The 26,718-nt window shown below is 45.3% G+C and carries 22 protein-coding genes and 2 tRNA genes; 18 read left to right on the forward strand and 6 right to left on the reverse strand.

Translation table 11 applies throughout. The features are described from left to right. Positions 1-340: 340 nt before the first annotated feature. From carA to greA, 3 genes are read left to right on the forward strand one after another with little or no spacing between them, the layout of a single operon-like run. Complete coding sequence (gene carA, locus DN062_RS17165) at positions 341-1,480, forward strand: glutamine-hydrolyzing carbamoyl-phosphate synthase small subunit (protein ID WP_112160529.1); 1,140 nt, start codon at positions 341-343, stop codon at positions 1,478-1,480. Between the two features lie 29 nt (positions 1,481-1,509). Continuing rightward, positions 1,510-4,731 (forward strand): carbamoyl-phosphate synthase large subunit, encoded by a 3,222-nt coding sequence (gene carB / locus DN062_RS17170; protein ID WP_112160530.1) that lies wholly within the window; start codon positions 1,510-1,512, stop codon positions 4,729-4,731. After that, entirely contained in the window at positions 4,728-5,207 is a 480-nt protein-coding gene (greA, locus tag DN062_RS17175; RefSeq protein ID WP_112160531.1) for a transcription elongation factor GreA, read from the forward strand. The genes carB and greA overlap by 4 nt, the downstream gene beginning before the upstream one ends. A gap of 59 nt (positions 5,208-5,266) precedes the next feature. On the opposite strand, the gene DN062_RS17180 is transcribed toward greA, so the two are convergent. Next, a complete protein-coding gene (locus tag DN062_RS17180) occupies positions 5,267-5,575 on the reverse strand; it encodes a YhbY family RNA-binding protein (protein WP_112160568.1) in 309 nt (102 codons plus the stop codon). 570 nt (positions 5,576-6,145) lie between these two features. Here DN062_RS17180 and ftsH point away from each other — a divergent pair. The 14 genes from ftsH (at position 6,146) to pnp (ending at position 20,909) form a co-directional block, all read left to right on the forward strand. Continuing rightward, positions 6,146-8,173: an ATP-dependent zinc metalloprotease FtsH gene (gene ftsH / locus DN062_RS17185; protein ID WP_112160532.1), complete on the forward strand. Its 2,028-nt coding sequence runs from the start codon at positions 6,146-6,148 to the stop codon at positions 8,171-8,173. 105 nt (positions 8,174-8,278) lie between these two features. After that, on the forward strand, positions 8,279-9,136 hold the full coding sequence (gene folP / locus DN062_RS17190) for a dihydropteroate synthase (RefSeq protein ID WP_112160533.1): 858 nt from the start codon (positions 8,279-8,281) through the stop codon (positions 9,134-9,136). 1 nt (position 9,137) lies between these two features. Then, positions 9,138-10,487 carry a phosphoglucosamine mutase gene (glmM, locus tag DN062_RS17195; protein WP_112160534.1) on the forward strand — a complete coding sequence of 450 codons (1,350 nt, stop codon included), beginning with the start codon at positions 9,138-9,140 and terminating at the stop codon, positions 10,485-10,487. Between the two features lie 47 nt (positions 10,488-10,534). Beyond that, positions 10,535-11,317: a triose-phosphate isomerase gene (gene tpiA, locus DN062_RS17200; protein ID WP_112160535.1), complete on the forward strand. Its 783-nt coding sequence runs from the start codon at positions 10,535-10,537 to the stop codon at positions 11,315-11,317. 4 nt (positions 11,318-11,321) lie between these two features. Further along, positions 11,322-11,687 (forward strand): preprotein translocase subunit SecG, encoded by a 366-nt coding sequence (gene secG / locus DN062_RS17205; RefSeq protein ID WP_193483909.1) that lies wholly within the window; start codon positions 11,322-11,324, stop codon positions 11,685-11,687. Between the two features lie 13 nt (positions 11,688-11,700). Then, positions 11,701-11,786: transfer RNA gene (locus DN062_RS17210), tRNA-Leu, on the forward strand. A 22-nt stretch (positions 11,787-11,808) separates the two neighbouring features. After that, a tRNA-Met gene (locus tag DN062_RS17215) sits at positions 11,809-11,885 on the forward strand. A gap of 338 nt (positions 11,886-12,223) precedes the next feature. Further along, positions 12,224-12,679, forward strand: a complete 456-nt coding sequence (rimP, locus tag DN062_RS17220; RefSeq protein WP_112160537.1) for a ribosome maturation factor RimP — start codon at positions 12,224-12,226, stop codon at positions 12,677-12,679. A 38-nt stretch (positions 12,680-12,717) separates the two neighbouring features. Further along, a complete protein-coding gene (gene nusA, locus DN062_RS17225; RefSeq protein WP_112160538.1) occupies positions 12,718-14,208 on the forward strand; it encodes a transcription termination factor NusA in 1,491 nt (496 codons plus the stop codon). A 27-nt stretch (positions 14,209-14,235) separates the two neighbouring features. Further along, on the forward strand, positions 14,236-16,845 hold the full coding sequence (gene infB, locus DN062_RS17230; protein ID WP_112160539.1) for a translation initiation factor IF-2: 2,610 nt from the start codon (positions 14,236-14,238) through the stop codon (positions 16,843-16,845). 9 nt (positions 16,846-16,854) lie between these two features. Continuing rightward, the gene (gene rbfA / locus DN062_RS17235) at positions 16,855-17,268 is read left to right on the forward strand and encodes a 30S ribosome-binding factor RbfA (protein ID WP_112160540.1); all 414 of its coding nucleotides are present in this window, start codon (positions 16,855-16,857) and stop codon (positions 17,266-17,268) included. A 3-nt stretch (positions 17,269-17,271) separates the two neighbouring features. Beyond that, a complete protein-coding gene (truB, locus tag DN062_RS17240) occupies positions 17,272-18,228 on the forward strand; it encodes a tRNA pseudouridine(55) synthase TruB (protein ID WP_112160541.1) in 957 nt (318 codons plus the stop codon). A gap of 118 nt (positions 18,229-18,346) precedes the next feature. Beyond that, complete coding sequence (rpsO, locus tag DN062_RS17245; protein WP_036514252.1) at positions 18,347-18,616, forward strand: 30S ribosomal protein S15; 270 nt, start codon at positions 18,347-18,349, stop codon at positions 18,614-18,616. Positions 18,617-18,800: 184 nt separating this feature from the next. Further along, entirely contained in the window at positions 18,801-20,909 is a 2,109-nt protein-coding gene (gene pnp / locus DN062_RS17250) for a polyribonucleotide nucleotidyltransferase (RefSeq protein WP_112160542.1), read from the forward strand. Between the two features lie 75 nt (positions 20,910-20,984). Here pnp and DN062_RS17255 read toward each other — a convergent pair whose 3' ends face one another. From DN062_RS17255 to rsuA, 3 genes are read right to left on the reverse strand one after another with little or no spacing between them, the layout of a single operon-like run. Continuing rightward, positions 20,985-21,641, reverse strand: coding sequence for a YciC family protein (locus DN062_RS17255; protein WP_112160543.1), 657 nt, complete (start codon positions 21,639-21,641; stop codon positions 20,985-20,987). Between the two features lie 11 nt (positions 21,642-21,652). Beyond that, positions 21,653-22,714 (reverse strand): class I SAM-dependent methyltransferase, encoded by a 1,062-nt coding sequence (locus tag DN062_RS17260; protein WP_112160544.1) that lies wholly within the window; start codon positions 22,712-22,714, stop codon positions 21,653-21,655. Continuing rightward, a complete protein-coding gene (rsuA, locus tag DN062_RS17265) occupies positions 22,701-23,426 on the reverse strand; it encodes a 16S rRNA pseudouridine(516) synthase RsuA (protein WP_112160545.1) in 726 nt (241 codons plus the stop codon). Before rsuA ends, DN062_RS17260 begins: the two co-directional genes overlap by 14 nt. Before the next feature lie 135 nt (positions 23,427-23,561). Between rsuA and DN062_RS17270 the strand changes: the two genes are divergently transcribed. Then, positions 23,562-24,398: a 6-carboxytetrahydropterin synthase gene (locus tag DN062_RS17270; protein WP_112160546.1), complete on the forward strand. Its 837-nt coding sequence runs from the start codon at positions 23,562-23,564 to the stop codon at positions 24,396-24,398. A gap of 67 nt (positions 24,399-24,465) precedes the next feature. Here the strand turns inward: DN062_RS17270 and DN062_RS17275 are convergent, their stop codons facing one another. Further along, entirely contained in the window at positions 24,466-25,647 is a 1,182-nt protein-coding gene (locus DN062_RS17275; protein ID WP_112160547.1) for an acetyl-CoA C-acetyltransferase, read from the reverse strand. Positions 25,648-25,867: 220 nt separating this feature from the next. Then, on the reverse strand, positions 25,868-26,716 hold the full coding sequence (gene panC / locus DN062_RS17280) for a pantoate--beta-alanine ligase (RefSeq protein WP_112160548.1): 849 nt from the start codon (positions 26,714-26,716) through the stop codon (positions 25,868-25,870). Between the last annotated feature and the right edge of the window lie 2 nt (positions 26,717-26,718).

Here is a 26,718-nt window from a genome sequence, read left to right on the forward strand (position 1 = left end):
TCATCGCCGATGGTAGTGTGGGGTTTCCCCATGTGAGAGTAGGTCATCGCCAGGCATTTATTTAGAGAAGCCCCTGATTCCATGAGTCAGGGGCTTTTTGCTTTTATAAAACCTTAAAACAAATAAACTCGAATAGTGATTTTCGTCGCTCAACAGCAATAGCTAAAAGAGCGTTGGACTATTTTGACTATCTCGACTAGAATACAGCCGGTTTGCCGACAGGTTTTGGCAAAATACAAAATTCTAAATAGCGAGGCGGGCCTCTGGTTTTGTCTCGCTTTTTTACAGCTATACTTCACACTTCGATTATTTTTTTCAGCGCACATGCGGGGAGGTTCCATTGACGCGACCAGCCATTCTTGCTCTTGAGGACGGAAGTATTTTCAGGGGGATCGCGATTGGCGCCAACGGGGAGACGACCGGGGAGGTTGTGTTTAATACCTCGATGACGGGTTATCAAGAAATATTGACCGACCCATCATACTGCCGTCAAATTGTGACGCTTACTTACCCTCATATAGGTAACACGGGTATCAACTCTGAAGATCAGGAGTCCAACCAAGTTTGGGCATCTGGTCTCGTTATCCGTGACTTGCCTTTAATGGCAAGTAACTTTCGTAGTGAAATGACGTTAGATGCGTATCTTTCTGAAAAAGGCGTTATCGGTATCGCCGATATAGATACGCGTCGTTTAACTCGCTTATTGCGTGAAAAAGGTTCCTTAAATGGCTGTATCATGGCCGGGGAATCTGTTGATGAGTCAAAGGCGATTGAGAGTGCTAAAGCTTTCCCCGGTTTGAAGGGAATGGATTTAGCAAAAGAAGTGACCGTTGATCAGTCATACGAGTGGACTTCAGGTGAATGGAAGTTAGGTGTTGGTTATGCATCACATAGCGATCGAGATCATGAGTTTCACGTCGTTGCCTACGATTACGGTGTTAAACATAATATATTGAGAATGTTGGCCAGTCGCGGATGTAAATTAACTGTCGTTCCGGCTCAAACGTCTGCTAGAGATGTATTAGCTCTTAATCCTGACGGTGTTTTTCTGTCAAATGGTCCTGGTGATCCAGCTCCTTGTACATATGCAATTGAAGCGATAGCCCAGATACTTGAAACAAAACGCCCTGTATTCGGCATATGCTTAGGCCATCAGCTTTTAGCCTTAGCGTCTGGTGCAAAGACAGAAAAAATGAAGTTTGGCCATCATGGTGCAAATCATCCTGTTCAAGATATGTCTACGAACAAAGTAATGATTACGAGTCAGAACCATGGCTTTGCTGTATCAGAAAGCGATCTGCCGAGCACACTTGTGGCAACACACAAGTCGCTTTTCGATGGCTCATTGCAAGGTATTGCCCGTACCGACTGTCCAGCTTTCAGTTTTCAAGGGCACCCAGAGGCTAGCCCAGGGCCACGCGATGTAGCACCCTTATTTGATCATTTCATCGATCTTATGCGTGCACATAAACAAGCCTAAACAGAATTTAAGACAACTGGTTACTACAGATGCCAAAACGTACAGATATACAGAGTATTCTTATCCTTGGAGCCGGCCCTATTGTTATAGGTCAGGCATGTGAATTTGACTATTCAGGTGCCCAGGCTTGTAAAGCGCTGAGAGAAGAGGGTTACCGTGTTATTCTCGTGAACTCTAATCCTGCAACCATTATGACCGATCCAGCAATGGCTGATGCGACATACATCGAGCCCATCAATTGGAAAACGGTTGCAAAGATCATTGAGAAAGAGCGCCCTGATGCCTTGCTTCCAACAATGGGAGGGCAAACCGCGTTGAATTGTGCTCTTGACTTGGATCGTGAGGGTGTTCTGGCTCAGTACGGCGTCGAAATGATTGGTGCTACGCAGGATGCGATTGATAAGGCTGAAGACCGCGAACGTTTCGATAAAGCCATGCGCAGCATTGGCCTGGAGTGCCCTCGCTCAGCGATTGCACACAGCATGGAAGAAGCGCTTCAAGTTCTCGACTCTATCGGTTTTCCTGCAATCATTCGTCCATCATTCACAATGGGCGGATCAGGCGGCGGTATTGCATATAATCGCGAAGAATTTATCGAAATCTGTGAGCGCGGCCTTGATTTGTCGCCAACCTCAGAACTGCTGATCGATGAATCATTGATTGGCTGGAAAGAATATGAAATGGAAGTTGTTCGCGACAAGAATGACAACTGTATTATTATCTGTTCAATTGAAAACTTTGATGCCATGGGTGTTCACACGGGTGATAGCATCACAGTTGCTCCTGCACAAACATTGACTGACAAAGAATATCAATTAATGCGTGATGCATCGATTGCAGTTCTACGTGAAATTGGTGTTGAAACAGGTGGTTCTAACGTTCAGTTTGGTATTTGCCCGACGACTGGTCGTATGGTAATCATCGAGATGAACCCTAGGGTGTCTCGCTCCTCAGCATTGGCCTCAAAAGCGACGGGTTTCCCAATAGCAAAGGTTGCGGCGAAGCTTGCTGTAGGTTACACACTCGATGAGCTGCAAAACGAAATTACAGGTGGTCGTACCCCTGCTTCTTTCGAGCCCTCGATTGACTATGTCGTAACTAAAATACCGCGTTTTACCTTCGAAAAGTTCCCACAAGCCAATGACCGCTTAACCACGCAAATGAAATCCGTTGGTGAAGTGATGGCGATTGGTCGTAACCAGCAAGAGTCGCTGCAAAAAGCACTGCGTGGGCTTGAAGTTGGCGCCACTGGTTTTGATCCTATCGTTGACTTGAACGCAGAAGACGTTAAAAGCGATCTCGTTAGAGAATTGCAGCAGCCAGGTAGCGAGCGAATTTGGTATATAGGTGACGCTTTCCGCTTAGGAATGAGCGTTGACGAAATCTATAAGCTCTCCGGGGTCGATCCTTGGTTCTTGGTTCAAATTGAAGACATTATTAAGGATGAGGCTAGGGTTGCTCAAAGCACCTTAACTGATCTAAGCAAGAATGATATTTTTAGACTTAAGCGCAAAGGTTTTTCAGATGCGCGTTTAGCTAAACTCTTAGGTGTTACCGAAAAGCAATTCAGAAAACAGCGTCACTCTTTTAATATTCGTCCGGTATTTAAGCGTGTTGACACCTGTGCTGCTGAGTTTGCAACAGACACAGCCTATATGTACTCAACCTATGATGAAGAGTGCGAAGCAGCTCCTTCTGATCGTGAGAAAATCATGGTCATCGGTGGAGGTCCAAACCGTATAGGTCAAGGCATTGAATTCGATTATTGCTGTGTTCATGCGGCATTAGCGGCTCGTGAAGACGGCTATGAAACGATCATGGTCAATTGTAATCCAGAGACTGTTTCAACTGATTACGATACATCAGATCGCTTGTACTTTGAGCCGATTACACTTGAAGACGTGCTTGAAATTGTTGCCGTTGAAAAGCCTAAAGGGGTTATTGTTCAGTACGGTGGTCAGACACCTTTGAAACTTGCTGTTGCTCTTGAGCAGGCAGGGGTGCCAATTATTGGAACACCTCCAGAGGCTATTGATCGTGCAGAAGATCGTGAATTGTTCCAGCAGATGCTTAAACGTTTAGGTTTAAAGCAACCTGAAAATGCGACTGTACGTAGTTTAGAACAGGCCGTGATTGAAGCAGAAAAAATAGGTTATCCATTAGTTGTTCGCCCATCGTATGTGTTAGGTGGAAGAGCAATGGAGATCGTCTATAAAGAGTCTGAATTGCGTCAGTATATGCAAAATGCGGTTAAAGTCTCGAATGATGCGCCCGTACTGCTTGATCATTTCTTAAATGCAGCGGTTGAAGTTGATATAGATGCGGTATGTGATGGTACAACTGTTGTTATTGGCGCGATTATGCAGCACATTGAACAAGCGGGTGTTCACTCAGGTGACTCTGCTTGCTCCTTGCCACCCTACAGCTTAGCTGCAGACGTGCAAGATGCCATGAGAGAAATGGTCCGTAAAATGGCTTTAGAGCTCGGTGTTATCGGCTTAATGAACGTGCAGTTGGCCTATCAAAATGGCGAAATTTACGTTATTGAAGTGAATCCGCGCGCATCGAGAACGGTACCTTTTGTTTCTAAGTGCATTGGTGTTTCACTGGCCAAAATAGCTGCATTGGTTATGACGGGTAAAACCTTACCTGAACTTGGGTTTACTGAAGAAATCATTCCTAAGTTCTTCAGCGTTAAGGAGGCGGTTTTCCCGTTCAATAAATTCCCAGGCGTTGACCCCATATTAGGCCCAGAGATGAAATCAACGGGTGAAGTGATGGGTGTGGGCACTAGCTTCGGAGAGGCCTTCATGAAGGCTCAGATAGGTGCTGGTGAAAAAATGCCGATTAAGGGTAAAGCCTTTATCTCTGTTCGTGACGTAGATAAAGAAGCCGTTGTTCCTGTTGCTAAAGATTTAGTTGAATTAGGTTTTAAGTTGATCGCGACGTCGGGCACTGCTAGCTTGCTAGAAAAGGCAGGCTTACATGTTGAGCGTGTTAATAAAGTAATGGAAGGTCGTCCAAATATTGTTGATTTAATGAAAAATGGCGATATAGCTTATGTCATTAATACAACTGAAGGTCGTAAAGCGATAGCCGATTCCGCTGCGATTCGTCGTGCAGCGATTCAGCATAAAGTGCCTTACACGACAACTCTTGCTGGAGCTGCCGCCGTGACCGAAGGCTTGAAATTTGGTGAAGAAAAAGTTGTTCGTCGCCTACAAGATTTGCATGCAGGAGTGTTCTCATGAGTCGTGTTCCTATGACTGTTGCCGGAGAGGCTGCGTTGAGAGCTGAGCTTGAGCAGCTTAAGACAAAAGATCGTCCAAAAGTAATTGCTGATATTGCTGAAGCTCGTGCTCATGGCGATCTTAAGGAAAATGCAGAGTACCATGCGGCTCGTGAGCAGCAGGGCTTTATTGAAGGGCGCATAAGAGAGTTGGAGTATAAACTCTCTTTAGCACAGATTATTGATGTATCCAAAATACCTCATACCGGAAAAGTTATTTTTGGCGTGACGGTGAGCCTTGTTAATCTGGATACGGATGAAGAGGTGTCTTATCAGATTGTTGGAGATGATGAGGCGGATATTAAGAAGCAAAAAATATCTGTGAACTCACCTATAGCAAGAGCTTTGATAGGCAAAGAGGAAGGTGACGTTACAGCTGTCAATACGCCAGCAGGCATGACAGAGTATGAAATTACCCTCGTAACGCACACAGTCTAAATCTGCTGCAGCCACCTCATTTTCCTTTGGGGTGGCTGTAGTTGTAACGCCCAGCGAATTTATACAGAGCGCATTAAATTCGACAGCTTAGGATTCGGAGCGCTTGATTTTCTGTACAACAAGGCAAGATTGCCAATTTCTTGTACAAGCGTTGCTTCAACAATCACGCAAAGCTCTTGAATCAGCTGCTTTTTGAGTTGGCGGTCTCCAACAGAGAAGCGAACTTTAATGAGTTCGTGATCCTCTAATGCTCGATCAACTTCCAATTGAATATTCTCGGACAAGCCATTTCCCGCGACCATGACAATCGGATTGAGTTGATGTCCAATCGTGCGAAAATGTTTTTTTTGCTCAGGCGTTAAGCTCATACTAAAATGTTTATCTCGTAATTCGGGTTGAGGCATTTAGTGCCTAATAATAGTCAGAACAGCATTCTACAACACTCACTGGTTAGTGAGTAGTCGTGAAGCTCTAAAGTTGGCGCTTTGGTCTTGATGGATGAGGTGTATTTGATCTGCTGAGGCTTGAACGTTTATGGAAAATTAGCATCTAACTTAGGGCTAGTTACTCATTCAACGAACACGCCAATTGTTTGGGCGACTCTGCTTCGTCGCTTTGTAAGGGGTTGTAATTCTAAATTAATACCTCATATAGGTTCTTAGGTGCGCGTTGTCTTTGGCTTGGCGGTGGTATTGATGTGGCAACGGAGTTCAATGCTTGTGTTGTTTTTTTGATCTTACCAAGTATTATTTTCGTAACTTAAAGCGATAATTGCGATAAGGTGTGAAAGTAAATGCAGACTGAATGCTCGATTAGATTAATTTATCAACTCGATTGATCAATTAGTCAGAGGAAAATATCAGGTAGATCGAATTACCTGTGTTATGATGATCTTATGGTCATTAAAAAGATAAACTGAGGGTGGACCTTTGAACGATATGGCAAAAAACTTAGTGCTGTGGCTCGTCATAGCAGCGGTTCTTCTGACCGTCTTTAATAATTTTAGCACAGAGCCAGATGCCCGGACGCTGAGCTACTCAGAGTTTGTAACTGAGGTTCAGTCAGGAAGTGTCTCTAAAGTTGTGATTGATGGTTTTACAATCACTGGACAAAGGCCAACAGGTGAAACCTTTGTCACTATTAGACCAGCAGTGCAGGATCCTAAGCTAATCGATGACTTGTTAGCGAATAATGTTGCCGTTGAAGGTAAACAACCTGAAGGACAAAGTATTTGGTCTCAACTCTTAGTTGCAGCCTTTCCTATCCTGATTATTATCGCAATTTTCATGTTTTTCATGCGTCAGATGCAAGGCGGCGGCGGTGGCCGTGGTGGCCCAATGTCCTTCGGCAAATCAAAAGCCAGAATGATGAGTGAAGATCAGATTAAAACAACGTTCGATGATGTTGCGGGTGTTGAAGAGGCAAAAGAAGAAGTTGCCGAGCTTGTTGATTATCTTCGCGATCCAGGAAAGTTTCAGCGTTTAGGTGGACACATTCCACGAGGCGTTTTGATGTCAGGCTCTCCTGGTACGGGTAAAACCTTGCTTGCAAAAGCAATTGCAGGAGAGGCAAAGGTTCCTTTCTTCAGTATATCGGGCTCTGATTTTGTTGAAATGTTTGTCGGTGTCGGTGCGTCACGTGTTCGTGATATGTTCGATCAAGCTAAGAAACACGCTCCTTGCATTATCTTTATCGACGAGATTGATGCCGTTGGTCGCAGTCGTGGCGTAGGCCTAGGTGGCGGTAATGATGAGCGTGAGCAGACCCTAAACCAGCTTTTGGTTGAAATGGACGGCTTTGAAGGCACGGAAGGGATCATTGTTATTGCGGCGACTAACCGTCCAGATGTACTTGATCCAGCTTTATTGCGTCCAGGCCGTTTTGACCGCCAAGTTCATGTTGGTTTACCAGACATTCGTGGTCGCGATCAAATTCTTAAAGTCCATATGAGAAAAGTGCCGCTTGGCGATGATGTTCGATCCGATTTAATTGCGCGCGGAACACCAGGCTTCTCTGGCGCTGACTTGGCAAACCTAGTTAACGAAGCCGCTTTGTTTGCAGCAAGAGAAGGTAAGCGTGTCGTTGGAATGGAGCAGTTTGAGAAAGCCAAAGACAAAATCATGATGGGCGCTGAGCGTAAATCTATGGTGATGTCTTATAAAGAGCGACTCAATACAGCCTATCATGAATCGGGCCATGCAATTGTCGGTCGTTTAATGCCTGAGCATGATCCGGTCTATAAAGTGTCAATTATTCCTCGTGGTAGAGCATTGGGTGTGACAATGTTTCTTCCTGCTGAAGACCGTTATAGCTTTAGTCGACAAGGTATTATTTCTCAAATATGTTCGCTGTACGGCGGTCGTATTGCTGAGGAAATGACCTTGGGTAAAGAAGGGGTCACGACGGGTGCATCGAATGACATTCAGCGTGCTACTACTTTGGCTCGGAACATGGTGACAAAATGGGGTTTAAGTGAAGAGCTTGGTCCCTTGCTTTATGCTGAAGAAGATGATGATCCTTTTGGTCGAGGCATGGGCGGTGGTGCCAAGGCTAAGTCAGAAGATACTCAGCGTAAAATTGACGCTGAGGTTAAAAAGATTATCGACACTTGTTATGCAAAAGCATACCAATTACTGACTGAGAACCGTGACATTCTTGAAACAATGACTCAAGCGCTCATTAAGTATGAAACAATTGGTTCGAAGCAATTAGATGAGCTTATGGCAAGAGAGCCAGTAACGGCGCCTGATGGCTGGGATGAAACGGCTGAACGGCCTAATTCAGAGCCATTAAAGCCTTCTTCAGTTGAGCCTGAATCCTCGTCAGTCCTTGACGAGAAAGAGTCTGATTCAGACGATGGTCAATCCAATGATGCTCATGAATCTAAGGATCGAAAAGAATCTTCAGACACTGATGAGTCAACTGGATCGGTTGATCCTTGGACAGGAAAGCCTGACTCAAAATAGATATTGAGTTCTAATCAAATAAAAAGCTGGCTTATGCCAGCTTTTTATTTGTAAATTACTTTCTGTTTTGCCAATGCGTTGTTGGTGAGTTGTTAGGGCATCGATATGAAATCAATCCAGTGTGGAACTAAGTGGCTTAATCTAGATGAGCCTAAAGTCATGGGGATACTCAACGTTACCCCCGATTCGTTCTCGGATGGTGGCCGTTATTATCAGAATGACCACCTTTCTTTGAACGCAGTAATAAGTCAGGCCAACCAGATGGTGATGGCTGGTGCTCAGATACTAGATGTAGGTGGTGAGTCTACGCGACCGGGTGCTGTTGAAGTGAGTGCTCAGCAAGAGTTGGATAGAGTCGCACCTGTTATTGAGCGTTTAGTGGCTGAGTTTGATGTGGTTGTTTCTGTTGATACCAGTCAGCCGGTCGTGATGTCAGTCGCTGCTGGGCTGGGCGTGGGGTTGATTAATGATGTAAGAGCTTTACGTTTGGATGGTGCATTAGAGGCCGTCGTGAATTCAAAACTGCCAGTTTGTTTGATGCACATGCAAGGCGCGCCTGCCACTATGCAAGAAAAGCCTCAGTATGAAAATGTGATAGATGAAGTTTCACATACTTTGCTCAGTTATGCTCGTCGATGTGAAAGCGCAGGTGTGTCGAAGGATCAGATTATTCTAGATCCGGGTTTTGGCTTTGGGAAAAGTTTGGCGCATAATTTACAACTCTTAAATCGTTTAGATGAAATTTGTACATTGGGGTATCCTGTATTGAGTGGTACTTCAAGAAAATCAATGGTGGGTGTCATAACGGGAAAAGAGCCTCAGCAGCGACTGGGCGGCAGTCTTTGTACCGCTATTCTAGCTGTCCAGAAAGGGGCCTGTATTGTGCGTGTTCATGATGTGGAAGAAACCGTCGATGCACTTAAATTAATTAAAGCTGTTAGAAATCAAGCCTGGGAGGTGTAATTTGGTACGTAAATATTTCGGAACGGATGGTATCCGGGGAGCTGTTGGTACCTTTCCTATTACACCTGATTTTGTATTGAAGTTAGGTTGGGCGGCTGGCTGTGTTTTTGCGCGTGAGGGTCGGAGTAAGATTGTTATAGGTAAGGATACGCGTATATCAGGATATATGTTTGAATCAGCGTTAGAAGCAGGTCTGTCTGCAGCGGGCGTTGATGTTTTGCTAACGGGGCCTATGCCTACCCCAGCAATTGCCTACCTAGCCAAAACCTTCCGAGCCGATGCGGGTATTGTTATTAGTGCATCCCATAATGCTTACCAAGATAACGGAATTAAGTTTTTTTCCTCTAAGGGCACTAAGTTGCCTGACGCGGTTGAGATGGCTATTGAAGCACAAATGGACCTGGCAATGACCACTGTATCTTCGGATATGCTTGGTAAAGCAAAACGAATAGATGATGCAGCGGGTCGCTATATCGAGTATTGCAAGGGAACGATTAACGGTGCCCTTAGTTTGAAAGGAATGAAGATCGTTTTAGATTGTGCTAACGGAGCTACTTATCATGTTGCTCCATCTGTATTTAGTGAGTTAGGTGCGCAAGTTGTTGAAATTGCCTCATCTCCAGATGGGCTGAATATCAATAAGGATTGTGGTGCAACGGATGTCGCTCGTTTGCGTAAGGCGGTTGTCAATGAGTCTGCAGATATCGGCATTGCCTTGGATGGTGATGGTGATAGGTTAATTCTTGTTGATCACGCAGGAGAAGTGGTTGATGGCGATGAGATACTGTTTATTATTGCCATGATGATGCACCGGAGGGATGAGTTATCCGGTGGTGTTGTTGGGACGCTAATGTCCAATTTTGGTTTGGAAAAGGCGCTTTCCAATTTAGATATTCCTTTCCTCCGTGCTAATGTAGGGGATCGATATGTATTGGAACTGCTATCTCAACAAGGTTGGCTTCTTGGTGGTGAAGGTTCAGGGCATATTGTATGTCGTCATTTAAGCACGACAGGAGATGGGATTGTTGCTGCACTACAGGTCTTAAAAGCCATGAACGAATTGGGTGAAACGCTGCATGTGTTGAAGTCTCAAATGGCTAAGCTGCCTCAGGTTATGATAAACGTTCCATTGCCGAAAGGCGTTAATCCATTAGCGATGCCATCCCTTCGCAATGAAGTTGAGAAAGCAGAACTGCTGCTTAATAATACTGGGCGCGTCTTACTGAGACCTTCTGGTACTGAGCCACTTCTAAGAGTGATGGTTGAGGGTGTCGATCCTAATCAGGTAGCACGCATAGCTGCAGATTTAGCCGAAAGTGTTGAAAATTATACGCGTAGGGTTGAAATCTAACAGAAACTCCGTTAATATTTGCGCCTCATTTGAAAAGGGAGCAACTCATGCGTAAAGCAATGGTGGCTGGTAACTGGAAAATGAATGGTTCTTTGGTATCAAATGAATTGTTGGTTAACACAATTCTGAAGGGTGCTGATAAACTATTGACAGATTCCGTTGATGTTGTATTATGCCCGCCCAATGTTTACCTGAGTCAGATTTGTGAGTTGCTCAAAAACAGCTCTGTGATGTGTGGCGTTCAGAATATTTCGCTGCACCAGAGTGATGGGGCGCACACGGGTGAAGTAAATGCCCGTATGATGAAAGAATTTGGTACGAAGTATGTTATTGTAGGGCACTCTGAGCGTCGGGCAAATCAGTTTGAATCTGATGCTGATGTGCTTAGTAAAATTAAGCATGCTCTTCAATATCAAATGATTCCAATTTTTTGCGTTGGTGAAACGTTGGATCAACGTGAAAGTGGTCGAATTGAAGTTGTTATATCAGATCAGGTGCTATCGGTACTTGATGGACTGACCGAGAAAGAAGCGAGTGAAATTGTTGTGGCTTATGAGCCAGTTTGGGCGATTGGAACAGGATTGACAGCATCGCCTGATCAAGCTCAAGAAGTTCATCGCTACATACGTAGTTTATTTTCTTCTAGATATGGTCAGGAACTGGCTGAAAAAGTCCGTATACTTTACGGTGGAAGTGTAAATGCTGCTAATGCATCAGATCTTTTTAAAATGAAAGATATAGATGGTGGGTTAGTTGGTGGTGCTTCTCTAAAAGCTGATGAATTCTTGGGTATTTGTAGGTCATCTACGAATCTCGTGGTGAGTGATTGAAATGATTGAAACACTGGTTCTTATTGTGCATGTACTGCTAGCAGCGGCGATTATTGCTTTAGTTCTGCTTCAGCAGGGTAAAGGAGCTGAAGCGGGTGCCTCATTCGGTGGTGGTGCATCCCAAACAGTATTCGGGAGCACAGGTTCCGGCAGTTTTATGGTAAAAATTACGGCGCTAGCAGCAGCGATATTATTCGCAACAAGCTTTGCATTGGCGTATTTTGCTAAAGAGCGTGCAGCGAATGTTACTGAAGTAGGAATTCCTTCAGTTAGCGTAATTGAATCTGCAGCTGAGCGAAATCAACTGCCTGTGTTAGAAGTGCCAAGATCTGCTGATTTACCCTCAAGCGATATACCGCAAGCAGATTGATTGTAACGTTTTAGCCGACGTGGTGAAATTGGTAGACACGCCATCTTGAGGGGGTGGTGAGCCTAGCTCGTGCCGGTTCGAGTCCGGCCGTCGGCACCATTTTGAAGTTTTGATGTTTTGATGCGGGGTGGAGCAGTCTGGTAGCTCGTCGGGCTCATAACCCGAAGGTCATAGGTTCAAATCCTGTCCCCGCTACCAATTTTCAGCGTAAAAGCTGAGCGTTCATGGGTTAAGTGGTTTTAGTGCATCCCCTTGTTTTGGGGAGCGCTTATCTACTTGCTCGCTTAGTGTGCAATTGCTATAATATGTGCACTATGTTAGCTGCTCTCCATTTCATAATATTTAGAGACTATAAATGCTTCAACTTATTGTTTAAGTTTTTGTGTTTTTTGTCTAAAGTATTATGGCAGTATGAAACGTAAAAGCCCCCTGAGAGGGGCTTTTTAGTAGGTAAATTTAGGCTAAATGCCTGTCAGAAATGGGTCCGCACGAGACCCATTTTTTGTTTCAGGGCAAAGGTCATAATGAGGTAGTGTGTGTCGGCAAAACTGAAACAACTGGAAACCCTAATTGGTCCAGCCGTAAGCTCGTTAGGTTTCGAGCTTTGGGGTATTGAGTATCAATCCGCAGGTAAAAATAGCACTTTGCGAATATTTATAGACAGCCCAGATGGAATCTCTGTTGATGATTGCGCGAAAGTGAGTCATCAAGTGAGTGGTGTCTTAGACGTTGAAGATCCGATTAAGGATCAATATCTCTTAGAAGTCTCATCGCCCGGTATGGATCGACCTCTTTATACATTAGAGCACTATCAGCTTTTTGTTGGACATACTATTCAAATTCGACTTCGTGTTCCTTTTGAAGGGCGACGCAAGTTCAAAGGAATACTAAATGGTACTGAGGGTGAAGACGTGTTGCTGGTCGTCGATGATGAGGAATATATACTTCCTTTAGATATCATTGATAAAGCAAACGTAGTGCCACAATTTTGAAGTATTTATGATTTTGCAGATTCAAGTGAGACACAATAATGAATAAAGAAATTTTGCTGGTTGCAGAAGCGGTATCGAATGAAAAAGATGTGCCGAAAGGCGTTATTTTTGAAGCGATTGAAGTCGCACTAGCAACAGCAACCAAAAAACGCTATGACGAAGATGCAGATATTCGTGTCGTCATTGACCGCCAAACGGGTGACTATGAAACGTTTCGTCGTTGGTTGGTCGTTGATAATACTTGCGTTCCAGCATTGGGAACTGAACTTACTCTGCAAGAAGCTGAAGAAATAGATGTCAAGCTTCAGCCGGGTGATATTCATGAAGAGCAAGTTGACTCTGTTGCTTTCGGGCGAATTGCCGCCCAAACCGCTAAGCAGGTTATCGTTCAAAAAGTGCGTGAAGCGGAAAGAGCGAAAGTTGTAGATCAATACCGTGACCGTCAAGGTGAGCTCATTGCAGGTACGGTTAAAAAGGTTACGCGCGATAACGTGATTATCGATCTAGGTAATAATGCAGAAGCCTTGCTTCCGCGTGAAAATCTTTTGCCTAGAGAAAGTTTTAGAATGGGCGATCGAGTTAGAGCCGTTTTAGCTGAGGTACGTGCTGAAGGGCGTGGACCACAGTTAATATTGAGCCGGACCAGTCCTGAGATGCTAATTCAACTTTTTAGCATTGAAGTTCCCGAAGTCGCCGAAGATGTTATTGAGATTCGTGCTGCAGCGAGAGATCCAGGTTCCAGAGCTAAGATTGCAGTTAAAACCAATGATGGACGCATTGATCCTGTTGGTGCTTGTGTTGGGATGAGAGGCGCGCGCGTTCAAGCTGTTTCCAATGAATTGGGGGGCGAACGTGTAGATATCGTACTTTGGGATGATAATCCTGCTCAATTGGTTATTAATGCTATGGCGCCAGCTGAAGTGGCTTCGATCATCATTGATGAAGACAGCCATTCTATGGACGTTGCTGTCGCGGAAGAAGCCTTGGCAATGGCGATAGGACGCAGTGGTCAAAATGTACGCTTGGCAAGTGAGCTGACTAAATGGAAGCTTAATGTAATGAGTGAAGCCGAAGCTCAAGCGAAGCATCAGACTGAAGTGGGGAATGTTATTCAGACCTTTATTCAACACTTAGATGCGGATGAAGAACTAGCACAAATTCTGGTTGACGAAGGCTTTACCTCATTAGAAGAGGTTGCATATGTGCCCGTCGACGAGATGCTACAAATTGTTGGCTTTGATGAAGACCTAGTTGAAACCTTAAGAGCACGAGCAAAAGATGCGCTTCTTAATTTAGCTATCGCTTCTGAAGAGCAATTAGGTGATGCAGAACCTGCTGAGGACCTCCTTAATATGGAAGGGATGGAACGCACACTGGCCTATCAAATGGCTTCTGTGGGAATCATCACGATGGAAGATCTTGCAGAGCAGTCTATTGACGATCTTCTTGAGATCGAAGGCATCACAGAAGAGCAGGCAGCACAGTTAATTATGACTGCACGCGCGCCTTGGTTTTCGGAAAGTCAGTAAATATCAACGGAGAAGAGGAACCCATTTATGGCAGAAGTAACCGTTAAACAACTTGCCGATGTGGTTGGTGTATCCGTTGAGCGATTGCTCAAGCAGATGCAAGATGCCGGTATCAAAGGTAAGAATGAAACATCTAATGTAACTGATGCTGAGCGTCAGTCACTGTTAAATTTTTTGAAAAAGTCTCATGGTGAGCAATCAACTGGAAATGAGCCGATCAAAATTACACTTAAGCGTAAAACAACATCGCAATTGAAGGTCTCAGGTGCATCTGGGAAACGAAAAACGGTCAATGTTGAAGTGCGTAAAAAACGCACCTATGTAAAGCGCGATGAGCTTGAAAACCAAGTGGCTCAAGATGCTCAGCCTCAGCCAAATCCGGCTGTACCTGAAGTGGTACAGGCAGCTGAAACCCTGGTTACAGATACTGCAGTGAACGATACTGCGGTGAATACCGCTGTTCCGTCGGTCGAAGGGCAGTCATCAACGGCTGAGTCAGTTACGTCAACAGTTTCTGAAGTCTCTGAGCCTGTATCTGAAACAAAATCAGCTGCTGTTGAGTCTACTCAAAAAGAGGTGACTTCGAATGCTGGCGATGCAGTTGCTGCTAAAAAGCCGCGTACCGCTGATGATTCGTCACCAGACAAAGACAAAAAAGCGCCGTCTAAAACTAAAGATGCGCGTAACAACAAGGAAAGAGGCCGCAATAAAGACGCGGATGAAATTCCTAGACGTGGCAAGCCTATTGCTGCTAGAGCACCGTCTGTTGGCGAAGAAGAGATGCCTAGAGGCACTCGTCGTCCTGGTAAAAGTCCAAAGCGTGCAAATGCTCGTGGTCGTGTCCAAAACCAGCACGGTTTTGAAAAGCCGACAGGCCCAGTGGTTCATGAAGTAAGCCTGCCAGAAAGCATTACTGTCGCCGAGTTGGCGAAGAAAATGTCTGTTAAGGCGGCTGAAGTTATAAAAGTAATGTTCAAAATGGGTGCAATGGCAACCATTAACCAAATCCTTGATCAAGACACAGCAATGCTGGTCGTAGAGGAAATGGGGCATAAAGCAACAGCGATGCAAGAAAACGCAGTTGAAGATGCGTTGCTTGAAAGCATGCAGGCTCACGAAGGTGAAGAAATGCATCGTGCTCCTGTTGTTACCGTTATGGGACACGTCGACCACGGCAAGACCTCTTTGCTGGACTATATTCGTAAAGCAAAGGTCGCTGCGGGCGAGTCGGGCGGTATCACCCAGCATATCGGTGCTTACCATGTTGAAACCGATAATGGCATGGTTACCTTCTTGGATACACCGGGGCATGCTGCCTTTACTGCGATGCGTGCGCGTGGTGCTAAGCTTACGGATATCGTGATCTTGGTCGTTGCTGCTGATGATGGCGTGATGCCGCAAACAGAGGAGGCTATTCAGCACGCCAAAGCTGGTAATGTGCCGATCGTTGTTGCCGTGAATAAGATTGATAAGCCAGATGCTGATCTAGATCGTGTTCGTAGTGAATTAGCGCAGCGCGATGTTATTTCAGAAGAATGGGGCGGTGATGTGCAGTTTGTGCATGTTTCAGCAAAAACCGGTGAAGGTATTGATGCACTGTTAGATGCAGTCCTTCTTCAGGCGGAAGTGTTGGAATTAAAAGCCATACCTACCATCCCTGCTACGGGTGTTGTCGTTGAGTCACGTTTAGATAAAGGCCGCGGATCTGTTTCGACCTTATTGGTACAAAACGGCACACTTCGTAAAGGCGATATCGTCTTGGCTGGGCTCTACTACGGTCGTGTCCGTGCGATGTTGGATGAAAATGGTCGTTCAGTTGATACAGCAGGACCTGCTATTCCAGTCGAGATTCTTGGTTTAGATGGAACGCCAGATGCTGGTGATGAGTTTGCTGTCGTGTCTTCTGAGAAGAAAGCGCGTGAAGTGGCGCTTTTCCGTCAAGGCAAATTCCGTGAAGTTAAACTGGCTCGTCAACAAAAAGCGAAGTTAGAGAATTTGTTTGCGAATATGCAGGCAGGGGATGTTAAGTCACTTAACATCGTTCTCAAAGCGGATGTTCGAGGTTCTTTAGAAGCTTTAACACAGTCTCTAGAAGAGTTGTCGACGGACGAAGTGAAAGTCAATATCGTATCAAGTGGTATTGGTGGTTTTGGTGAAACTGATGCAAACTTGGCGTTGGCTTCATCCGCGATTCTAATCGGCTTCAATGTCCGTGCGGATAACCAGGCCAAGGCGATTGTTGAGCGTGAAGAGCTTGAGCTTCGTTACTACAGTGTTATTTACGACATCATTAACGATGTGAAGCAAGCGATGGCCGGTCTGCTATCTCCTGAATATCGTGAAGATATCGTTGGTATTGCTGAAGTACGTGATGTTTTCCGCTCTCCGAAGCTGGGTCAGATTGCTGGCTGTATGGTTATCGAAGGAACGGTTTACCGTAACAAGCGCATCCGCGTACTACGCGACAACATTGTTATTTATGAAGGCGAATTAGAGTCTTTACGTCGCTTTAAAGATGTTGTTGCCGAAGTCAGAAATGGCATGGAGTGCGGCATCGGCGTTAAGAACTATAATGATGTTCGTGTGGGTGACCAGATCGAAGTCTTTGACACTATCGAAGTGAAACGTACTTTATAACGGAGAACTATGGCTCGCGAATTTAAACGTACCGATCGAGTATCAGACCAGATCCAACGGGATCTGGCGATGCTGATTCAGCGCGAAATTAAAGACCCACGCTTAGGCATGGTGACGATTAGTTATGTCAAAGTCAGTAAGGATCTAGGTTATTCTGATGTTTACGTAACCGTTATGCCATTAGGTGATCAGACGCAGGAGGTTGCTCTTGAGCAATCCCTTGCAGTGCTGAATCATGCGGCTGGTTTTTTGCGCAAAGAATTATCGAAAGGCATTAAACTAAGAGTGATGCCGCAGTTGCGGTTTCACTTTGACGCCAGTGTTGACCGTGGCCGACGTTTGCACAGTTTGATAGAGCAAGCCTATCAGCAAGAGCAAAAAAGGGTGACGCCCGACACGGATTCAGACAAGCCTGAGGAGTAAGCTTTGGCTCGTAAACCAAAAGGCCGTCGTATAGACGGCATTTTTTTATTAAATAAATCTGCGGGCATGAGCTCAAATAAAGCACTGCAGCAGATCAAGCATCTTTATGGCGCTGAAAAGGCCGGCCATACTGGAGCGCTTGATCCTTTAGCAACGGGAATGTTGCCTATCTGCTTAGGCGAGGCGACAAAGTTTTCTCAGTATCTGCTCGACTCTGATAAATCCTATGTTACAACGGCAAAATTAGGCGTTAGAACAACGACCAGTGATGCCGAGGGAGAGATTGTTGAAACTCGTCCAGTTCCTGATGATTTGACACAAGAGAGGGTTGAAACCTTACTTGTTGAGCATTTTAGCGGCGAAATTGAACAAGTTCCGTCTATGTATTCGGCCTTAAAGCTGAATGGTCAGCCTTTGTATAAACTGGCTCGCCAAGGCATAGAAGTTGAAGTTAAATCGCGTCGGGTGACAATACATAGTATACGCTTGCTGGCTCTGAGAGCGGATGAAATTGATCTCGAAGTGAGTTGCTCTAAAGGAACCTACATACGCAGTATCGTAGAGGACTTAGGGCAGTTGTTAGGCTGTGGGGCTCATGTTAAAGCTTTGCATCGTTTGACGACAGGGCATTTCACTGTTGAAATGATGCGAACTCAAGCTGAGTTACAGTCCTATATTGATGAGCAAATGTCCGAAAATCCGGAGCAAAGTTACATACAAAATGCTTTGGATACGTTATTATTGCCCGCTTGGAGTGCGATTGCAGACATCCCTGAACTGACGCTAAGTGCAGGCCAAACAGAAGATATTCTGTATGGTCGTCGAGTCCGTGTTGACGTAGCGGTGTCTTCAGAATTTCGATTGTTTGATACCCTTTCAGGCCGCTTTTTAGGCTTGGGCGAAACAGACGAAACAGGTCTTTTAAAAGGCAAACGCCTCATCCGAAGCGATGACGTATAATTTCGCTGTGACTGCTGAGGCCGTCACAGCACTGACGCAGTTCTGGAAATATGCCTGGTTCTGCGCGTCTATTAACCAGCAACCCGTGGGTTGTGAGCATATTGTTAAGGAGATTTAAATGGCGTTAAGCGTAGAAAAGAAAGCAGAAATCGTTGCAAGTTATGCTCGTGCGGAGGGTGATACTGGTTCTCCTGAAGTACAAGTCGCATTGTTAACTGCGAACATTGAAGGCCTGCAAGGTCACTTCAAAACCAACAAGCAAGACCACCACTCACGTCGTGGTTTGATTCGTATGGTAAACCAACGTCGTAAGCTGTTGGATTATTTGAAAAGAAAAGATGTTGACCGTTACCTTAAGCTGATTGGCCGTTTAGGTCTGCGTCGCTAAGATACCGTGTTACCTCGGGGCCATACAGTGTATGGCCCTATTTTTATGGTCAGTTCTGAATGTTATGAATCATCCGGCCTGTACTCAGATAAAGACTGGACAGTCTTTATCTGAGTACTGGTCAAAAGAAGGGTATGATTGAGTCGCTCAGCACTGATCTCAGCTTTGTTAAGGAGAATTTATCGTGCAAGCGATTACTAAAACATTCCAATTTGGTCAGCAAAACGTTACGTTAGAAACAGGCAAAGTTGCGCGTCAAGCAACAGGTGCTGTAATGGTGACGATTGATGAAAAAACTCAGGTTCTATGCACCGTTGTGGGTGTAAAAGAAGCTAAGCCTGGACAGGATTTTTTCCCACTGTCTGTTCATTATCAAGAGCGTTACTACGCCGTTGGCCGTATTCCGGGTGGCTTCTTTAAGCGTGAAGCTCGCCCTACCGAAAAAGAAACACTCACTTCACGCTTGATCGACCGTCCGATTCGTCCTTTATTTCCTAAAGGCTTCATGAATGAAGTCCAAGTTGTCTGTCAGGTGATGTCCGCTGATGTTGGCACGGATTCAGATATTGCAGCCATGATTGGAACCTCTGCCGCTCTAGCGATCTCTGGTATTCCATTTGAAGGCCCAATTGGCGCTGCTCGCGTTGGTTTCACAGAAGAGCGCGGTTATATCTTAAATCCAACCTATGCAGAGTTAGCGGATTCTGAACTTGACATGGTTGTGGCTGGAACGTCTGATGCAATCTTAATGGTTGAGTCAGAAGCGAAAGAGTTAACCGAAGACGAAATGCTTGGCGGCGTTTTGTTTGCGCATCAAGAGTTCCAAGTTGTGATCAATGCGATCAATGAGTTAGCTGCTATCGCTGCTAAACCAACTTGGGATTGGACGCCAGTTGAGAAAGACTTGAGTTTGACTCAGCAGGTCAAAGATCTCTTGGGTGCTCGTTTGAATGATGCGTACCAAGTGGCTGATAAAGTACTGCGCCAAGACACTGTGCGCGCCTTGCGTGACGAAGTGCTTGCGGCCTTGGTAACCGATGCAGAATCAGCGCCATCGGCTGATGCGGTTAAGAAAGTATTCTCTTCGGTTGAGAAAGATACCGTACGTGACCGTATCTTAGAAGGTCAACCTCGTATTGATGGACGTGATACTAAAACTGTTCGTCCAATCAGTGTTGAAATTGACATGCTAAAAAGCGTTCATGGTTCGTCTTTGTTTACGCGTGGCGAAACTCAGGCAATCGTGACTTGTACGCTGGGTACAAACCGTGACATGCAAATCATCGATGCGATCGAAGGTGAGCGTAAAGATGGTTTTATGCTGCAGTATAACTTCCCATCCTATTCAGTAGGTGAAGCAGGCCGTATGGCTGGCCCGGGTCGTCGTGAAATTGGGCATGGACGTTTGGCGCGTCGTGGTATTCAAGCGGTATTGCCGTCGAATGACGATTTTCCGTATGCTATCCGCGTTGTATCTGAAATCACTGAATCCAATGGTTCAAGTTCGATGGCATCTGTCTGTGGTGCATCACTTGCATTGATGGATGCGGGCGTTCCATTGAAAGCACCTGTTGCGGGTATTGCAATGGGCTTAGTGAAAGAAGGCGAGCGTTTTGCTGTGTTGACCGATATCCTTGGTGATGAAGATCACTTAGGTGACATGGACTTTAAAGTTGCAGGTACTGATAACGGTATCACGGCTCTGCAGATGGATATCAAAATCACAGGTATCACTGAGCAAATCATGGAGATTGCGCTGGAGCAGGCATTAGAAGCTCGTAAGCATATTCTGCGTGAGATGGCGAAGGTTATTGGTTATAGCCGTCCAGAGCTGCCAGAGAATGCGCCTGCGATGACTCAGATTAAAGTAAACCCAGAAAAAATCCGTGACTTGATTGGTAAAGGCGGTGCGACTATCCGTGCTTTAACTGAAGAGACAGGTGCGGCTATTGATATTGAAGATGATGGTACAGTTCGTATTTATGCGGCTAGCCGTCCTGCTGCGAAGGCTGCTCTTGAGCGTGTATTGGCGATTACGGCGGAAGCTGAAGTCGGTAAAATCTACGAAGGTACCGTTGTTCGTATCGAAGAGTTCGGTGCGTTTGTTAATATCCTGCCTGGAAAAGACGGTTTGGTTCACATCTCTCAGATCGCTAACGAGCGTGTGAAGGCTGTAACGGATTACATCAACATGGGCGATGTCGTTAAAGTGAAAGTGCTGGATGTTGATGTTCGTGGTCGCATCAAACTTTCAATGAAAGACACACTTGAAGATGAGTCTGTTGCTGGTTAATTCAGCGGGATCTGGCTTCTAAATAAAAAACCTCACTCTAAGGAGTGAGGTTTTTTTATGGAAAAAATGGCCGTTTTACACTTTGTCTTGAGACAGAGTGTAGAGCCTAAAGCCAAAAATAGTGATGAGTATTGAGCAAAAATCAATTACAAGTGATAACAGAATACTAATGCCTGAAGAGCCGACGATGTTTTCTATGAGCATTTGCATAAGGAGAAGTGAGACGAAAATTAATAAATAGCCTTGCAGCAATGTCCAGAAAAACTCTTTAGATTGGCCCCAGCTTTGCTTAAGTGATGTAGACGCCGTTTTGCCTTCTAACACGCAAATATAGTCTGCAAAGGAAAGGCGAACACCGACAAATACGCCGGGAATGATGAGCATGATTAAACCAGCCATTACCGCCAACCCATTTAGAAGGTAGGTGATCAGTAACCGCCCCCAGCTACTAATTCCAAGACTAATGGCTTGTAAGGTGGGTAGAGGATTGCCATCAAGAACAGACTTCATGTAAAAAATGGTTGCCCCCCAGTACAGGGGTAAAAGAGCCAACTCCAAAAGGCCGATTAATAAAAAACTGGATGGAAGAGTGTCCATCTCATCGCTCAATTGACCCGTTGCACTGAATTTGAGAAGCGCTAGAATAAGTAAAAATGGCAGCTGAATCGCAGCCAATGCCATTAAATGCGATTTAAAAAAGAATAGTGCCTGACGCAAGTATTCAAGGGTCATATTGAATCCTTCTAAATTTTAGGGGCTTGCAGGGTTAAAAGTTTAAAATGGCCGTTGTCAGCGCATAGTTTAACATCTCTAAAATATGACAAAGCGATTTTTTCTAGTGCAATGTGTTGGTTTACAACAAAGCATGCAATCCCCTTGGGTTTTAACAAACGAGCTGTCTGGTTTAAAAAGCGTTGCGTTAACTCGGACGAAGTTGAGAAGCCAGAATGGAAGGGTGGGTTGCAGACAATAAGATCAAAGGAGTTGCTTGAAAGTTCAGCACCTGCATCGGAAGGAACAACTCTTCCTTGATGGTCTACATATGTCAGGTTTGCAGCGCATGCAAGCAATGCGGCGGCATTATTATCCGTACAGGTTAACTCAATTGGGTATTTTGCCAACTCAACACTCAGATATCCAAAACCACAACCTAAATCGAGTACGGATCCCTGTATCAATGAGGCGTCCCCAAGCATGTTAGGCAATTCATCGATGAGAAATGCACTGCCTTTATCAATTTTTTGCCAGCCAAACAGACCAGGTTTAGTGTAGTAAGTTTTGCCATTGTCGAAGGATTTAGTCCGAAGCTCGGAGTAGTTTTGATCATCCAGCCAGTCGGTATCTGATGTCTGATGGCTTTTGGTATGTTCTGACACCCATAAACTGCCAGTCACTTTGTGTTCGACTAAGGGGGTTTGAAAAAGAACGGACGTTTTACGGCTGAATGTTTTAATACCTTCTGATTTGTCACCAATAAGAATCAAACACCCATTGGTTTTTAACATGCGTAATGCATGATTGATGATATGGTGTACTAGGGGCTTCTCTTTTGAAATACGATAGACGATACGGTCAAATGAAGTGTCTGAATGTGCATGAAGTTCGAAATCATTAAACTCGCAAGACCAACCTGCTTTTTGAAAAGCAAGGTACAGATCGTATCGATTGCAAATCACTTCGACGTTTATAACGCTAGACGGAATATCGGAAGGCGTATTCTCGTCAGCAATCCATAGTGTGCGCTCCTGTGACGTGGTGTTCAGGTATTGCATCACTTGTTGAAAGGCAAAATCAACGCGCTGCATCGTCTGTCTCAGTTTTCTCTAAGTTAACGTCACGGATTTCTTCGAATGTAAGTTCTCGATACTCACCGGGTGAGAGGTTTTCATCCAGCTCAATGCGGCCAATTCGTTGCCGATGCAAATTTGTTACACGATTACCTAATGCGGCAAACATGCGCTTAACTTGATGGTAACGCCCTTCGGTGAGCGTTACCCAGCAGTGGGTCTCATCAATTCGCTCAAGTCGTGCGGGCTTCGTGCGTTGTGTTTCTCCTTTGAGGAGAAGGCCTGTTTCAAAGAGCGCTTCAGCGTTAGCATCTAGCGGGTCGGCAAGGCTGACATGGTAGAGCTTATCTGTTTTGTGTTTCGGAGAAGTGACTTGGTGTGACCATTTACCGTCATCCGTGAGCAACACTAACCCTGTGGCATCTATGTCTAGGCGTCCAGCAATGTGTAGCGCGTTAGCTCTCGGAGAGTCAATGAGCGTTAGTACGGTTGGGTGGGTTGGATCGTCTGTCGCGCAGACATAGCCTTCGGGCTTATATAGCATGATATAGAGCGGGCGAGGCTGTGAGAGTAACGTGCCTTCCACCTCAACTTCATCGGTCTCTAAGATATGCCGACCTGAATCACGTTCAGGTTCGCCATTGACCGAAACCAACCATGCATGGATAAGTCGTTTAACATCTTTGCGAGATTGTCCGGTGGCTTGAGCTAAATATTTGTCTAAACGCATAAGGCCTGTTAATCCTTCGAAAAAAGAGAGTATACCCTATCCTAGAATACAGCCAATATCCTTAAAGTTTGTGTCATGAAAGTCACGGCGGTTTACGCTAAAATAGCGACTCTTAACCGATAGATTGAGGTGGCTGTGAAACTCTTTGTTGATAACCTAACCCATGTTGACTTTTCTTACCTTCATCCTCAGCGTGGCTTGGTGGGAGAGTCTTGGGAAGCGCAGCTGATTTTACAAGGTAAGCTGGATGACCAAGGCATGATATGTGACTTTGGCACGGTAAAAAAGCGTATTAAGGCGTGGCTCGATAGCCATGTCGATCATATGTTAGTGGTCGCACGTGACATGGAGTCACTGACGGTGTCTCAAGATGAGCAGGACACTGCGGTAGAATGGTTTTACCCAGGAGGGGAGCGTTTCTTTTGTAAGGCACCACATCAAGCGATTGCACTGCTACCTGTTGCAGAGATCACACAAAAAACGGTGGCAGGTTGGGCTCAAGAACAGTTATTGGCATTGTTTCCTGAACAGGTCGAAAGTGTTGAAATCCACTTCGTTGCAGAAAAAATTGAGGGCGCTTTTTATCACTACAGCCACGGCTTACAGCAACATAAAGGAAATTGTCAGCGCATTGCGCATGGCCACCGTTCTCGTATGGAAGTGAAGCTGGATAATAAACGCCGCCAAGATGTTGAGTTGTATTGGTCACAGCAATTTTCGGATATTTATATTGGTACTTTGGCTCATCGTGTGGAATCTATTGATGGGGTAAATCGATACGAATATTTAGCACCTCAGGGAGCTTTTCAGTTGGAATTACCGGCTCGCTACTGCTATGACTTAGTGACTGAAACAACTGTAGAGCAAATAGCGCAGCATCTAGCCGAGCAAATTAAGGAAGAGTATTCAGACTATGAAGTCGAGGTTCGTGCGTTCGAAGGTGTTGGAAAGGGTGCGATCGTGGTGATTTAATAAATCATTGCGTATGAAGCAAAATCAGTCAGCCATCAATTTATTCAATGGCTGACTGGTTGGGCGATTAGTCGCGCTCTACCGCAAGGGCCGTTCCCATTCCACCGCCAATACAAAGTGTAGCGAGGCCTTTTTTCGCATCTCTACGTGCCATTTCGTGAAGTAACGAAACGAAGATTCGGCATCCGGATGCGCCGATTGGATGTCCTAAGGCAATGGCACCGCCGTTGACATTCACTTTGCTTGTATCCCAGCCTAAATCTTTGTTTACAGACATGGCTTGAGCAGCAAAGGCTTCGTTGGCTTCGATTAGGTCTAAGTCATCGACTGTCCAACCTGCTTTTTCAAGTGCTTTTTGGGTTGCACAGATAGGGCCTGTTCCCATGATTGCAGGATCAACACCGGAAGAAGCATACGCAGCAATGCGTGCAATGGGCGTCAAACCCAAGGCTTGCGCTTTTTCAGCTGAGCAAACGATGACGGCTGCTGCACCATCATTGATAGTGGAACTGTTACCTGCTGTGACCGTGCCATCTTTTTTAAAGGCAGGGCGTAATTTTTCTAACATCTCAAGCGTGCAGCCAAGTCGTGGTTGCTCATCTGTGTCGAATACAACAGGATCACCTTTACGCTGAGGAATCAGCACTGGAATGATCTCGTCTTTGAAGCGCCCAGCTGTCACTGCAGCTTCAGCTTTGTTCTGTGATGCGAGTGCAAATGCATCCTGTTCTTCACGAGTAAAACCGTATTTTTCAACGATATTTTCAGTCGTGATGCCCATGTGGTAATTGTTAAAGGCATCCCATAAGCCGTCTTGGATCATGGAGTCGACCATTTTCCAATCGCCCATGCGGGCACCGTTACGTGAGTTAGGCAGTATATGTGGAGATTGAGACATGCTTTCTTGACCGCCCGCAATGATCATATCAGCATCACCACAGCGAATCGCTTGAACTGCCATCTGGATAGCTTTTAAGCCAGAACCGCAGACTTTATTGATGGTTATTGCGGGAACTTCTTGTGGAATGCCGGCATGAATAAGCGCCTGACGAGCTGGGTTTTGTCCACAACCAGCGGTTAAAACTTGACCAAAAATGACTTCATCTACTTCCGCAGGGTTAATCGCATGCTTGTCGAGTAATCCTTTGATTACCGTGGCGCCGAGTGTGGCAGCAGACAAGGAAGCAAGAGAACCATTAAATGCGCCTACAGCCGTTCGGCCAGCAGCAACAATTACAACTTCGCGCATGTGTATTCCTCATGAATTGGTAAAAATATCCTACACCGATTCATGCTCGTGAATGACGTTAATAAGGCTAATCAAACGCCGAGCATTTCGCAGCTACAAACTAACATGTCTAACCGCTATGACGTATCTCGGCAGACCCTTTGAGTCTGCGCGAAATAGAGCCATTCTGTCAAGTTGGATGCCCATTAGAAATAGGTCGGAAGGTGACCTTGAGGGCTTTTTAAAGATCGATCTCGATATTGTCGATCAAGCGTGTGTGTCTCATGTATGCAGCAGCCAAAATAACCAGCTTGGTGTCTTCAGTCTGCGCTGCTAAAAGGTCTTCTTGCCTGACAATGCGAAGATAGTCGCGCTTAAATCCAGAACTTTCTAAAAGGTTGAGCGCAGAGTCTTCGAGCTCTCTAAATGAACGCTCGCCTTGACGTATTTTATCAGCACAGTCCATTAAAACTTGGTGCATTTGGCTGGCTGCCGCCAATTCTTCGGCAGATAAGTAACCATTACGAGAGCTCAGTGCTAAGCCCGAATCCGCACGAACAATGGGAATGCCCACAATTTCAATTGGGATGCATAAATCAGCGACCATTTTTCGGATAACACGTAACTGTTGGAAGTCTTTTTTGCCAAAAAAGGCAATGTCTGGTTGTACAATGTTAAACAGTTTACAAACGACCGTTGCGACGCCAACAAAGTGTCCAGGACGACTATGTCCACAGTAAAGTTCTGAGAGTCCGGGGACTTCAACGAGTGTCTGTGTATTGCGCCCTTCGGGATAAACCTCGTGATCGGAAGGTGTGAATAAGAAATCACACCCTGCTGCTTCGAGTTTGAGTTTGTCTGCATCGAGAGTACGCGGGTATTTATCTAAATCCTCATTCGCACCAAACTGCAGAGGGTTTACAAAAATACTGGCGACAACTATGTCTGCTTTTTTGACAGCTTCTTCAACTAGGCGAATATGACCCGCATGAAGGTTGCCCATGGTGGGCACCAGCGCAATGCGCCTATTTTGGTGGCGATGAGGCTTTAAAGCGGAGCGTAGCTCGTCGATTGTTATAATAGTTTGCATGG

Source organism: Nitrincola tibetensis (assembly GCF_003284585.1).
Classification (GTDB): domain Bacteria; phylum Pseudomonadota; class Gammaproteobacteria; order Pseudomonadales; family Balneatricaceae; genus Nitrincola; species Nitrincola tibetensis.

What these genes read in the sequence shown, in the direction of transcription:
- carB (WP_112160530.1), top strand. Translation starts at nt 1,510, where the DNA reads ATGCCAAAACGTACAGATATACAGAGTATTCTTATCCTTGGAGCCGGC.
- greA (WP_112160531.1), top strand. Translation starts at nt 4,728, where the DNA reads ATGAGTCGTGTTCCTATGACTGTTGCCGGAGAGGCTGCGTTGAGAGCT.
- DN062_RS17180 (WP_112160568.1), bottom strand. Translation starts at nt 5,575, where the DNA reads ATGAGCTTAACGCCTGAGCAAAAAAAACATTTTCGCACGATTGGACAT.
- ftsH (WP_112160532.1), top strand. Translation starts at nt 6,146, where the DNA reads ATGGCAAAAAACTTAGTGCTGTGGCTCGTCATAGCAGCGGTTCTTCTG.
- folP (WP_112160533.1), top strand. Translation starts at nt 8,279, where the DNA reads ATGAAATCAATCCAGTGTGGAACTAAGTGGCTTAATCTAGATGAGCCT.
- tpiA (WP_112160535.1), top strand. Translation starts at nt 10,535, where the DNA reads ATGCGTAAAGCAATGGTGGCTGGTAACTGGAAAATGAATGGTTCTTTG.
- nusA (WP_112160538.1), top strand. Translation starts at nt 12,718, where the DNA reads ATGAATAAAGAAATTTTGCTGGTTGCAGAAGCGGTATCGAATGAAAAA.
- infB (WP_112160539.1), top strand. Translation starts at nt 14,236, where the DNA reads ATGGCAGAAGTAACCGTTAAACAACTTGCCGATGTGGTTGGTGTATCC.
- rbfA (WP_112160540.1), top strand. Translation starts at nt 16,855, where the DNA reads ATGGCTCGCGAATTTAAACGTACCGATCGAGTATCAGACCAGATCCAA.
- rpsO (WP_036514252.1), top strand. Translation starts at nt 18,347, where the DNA reads ATGGCGTTAAGCGTAGAAAAGAAAGCAGAAATCGTTGCAAGTTATGCT.
- DN062_RS17255 (WP_112160543.1), bottom strand. Translation starts at nt 21,641, where the DNA reads ATGACCCTTGAATACTTGCGTCAGGCACTATTCTTTTTTAAATCGCAT.
- DN062_RS17260 (WP_112160544.1), bottom strand. Translation starts at nt 22,714, where the DNA reads ATGCAGCGCGTTGATTTTGCCTTTCAACAAGTGATGCAATACCTGAAC.
- rsuA (WP_112160545.1), bottom strand. Translation starts at nt 23,426, where the DNA reads ATGCGTTTAGACAAATATTTAGCTCAAGCCACCGGACAATCTCGCAAA.
- DN062_RS17275 (WP_112160547.1), bottom strand. Translation starts at nt 25,647, where the DNA reads ATGCGCGAAGTTGTAATTGTTGCTGCTGGCCGAACGGCTGTAGGCGCA.
- panC (WP_112160548.1), bottom strand. Translation starts at nt 26,716, where the DNA reads ATGCAAACTATTATAACAATCGACGAGCTACGCTCCGCTTTAAAGCCT.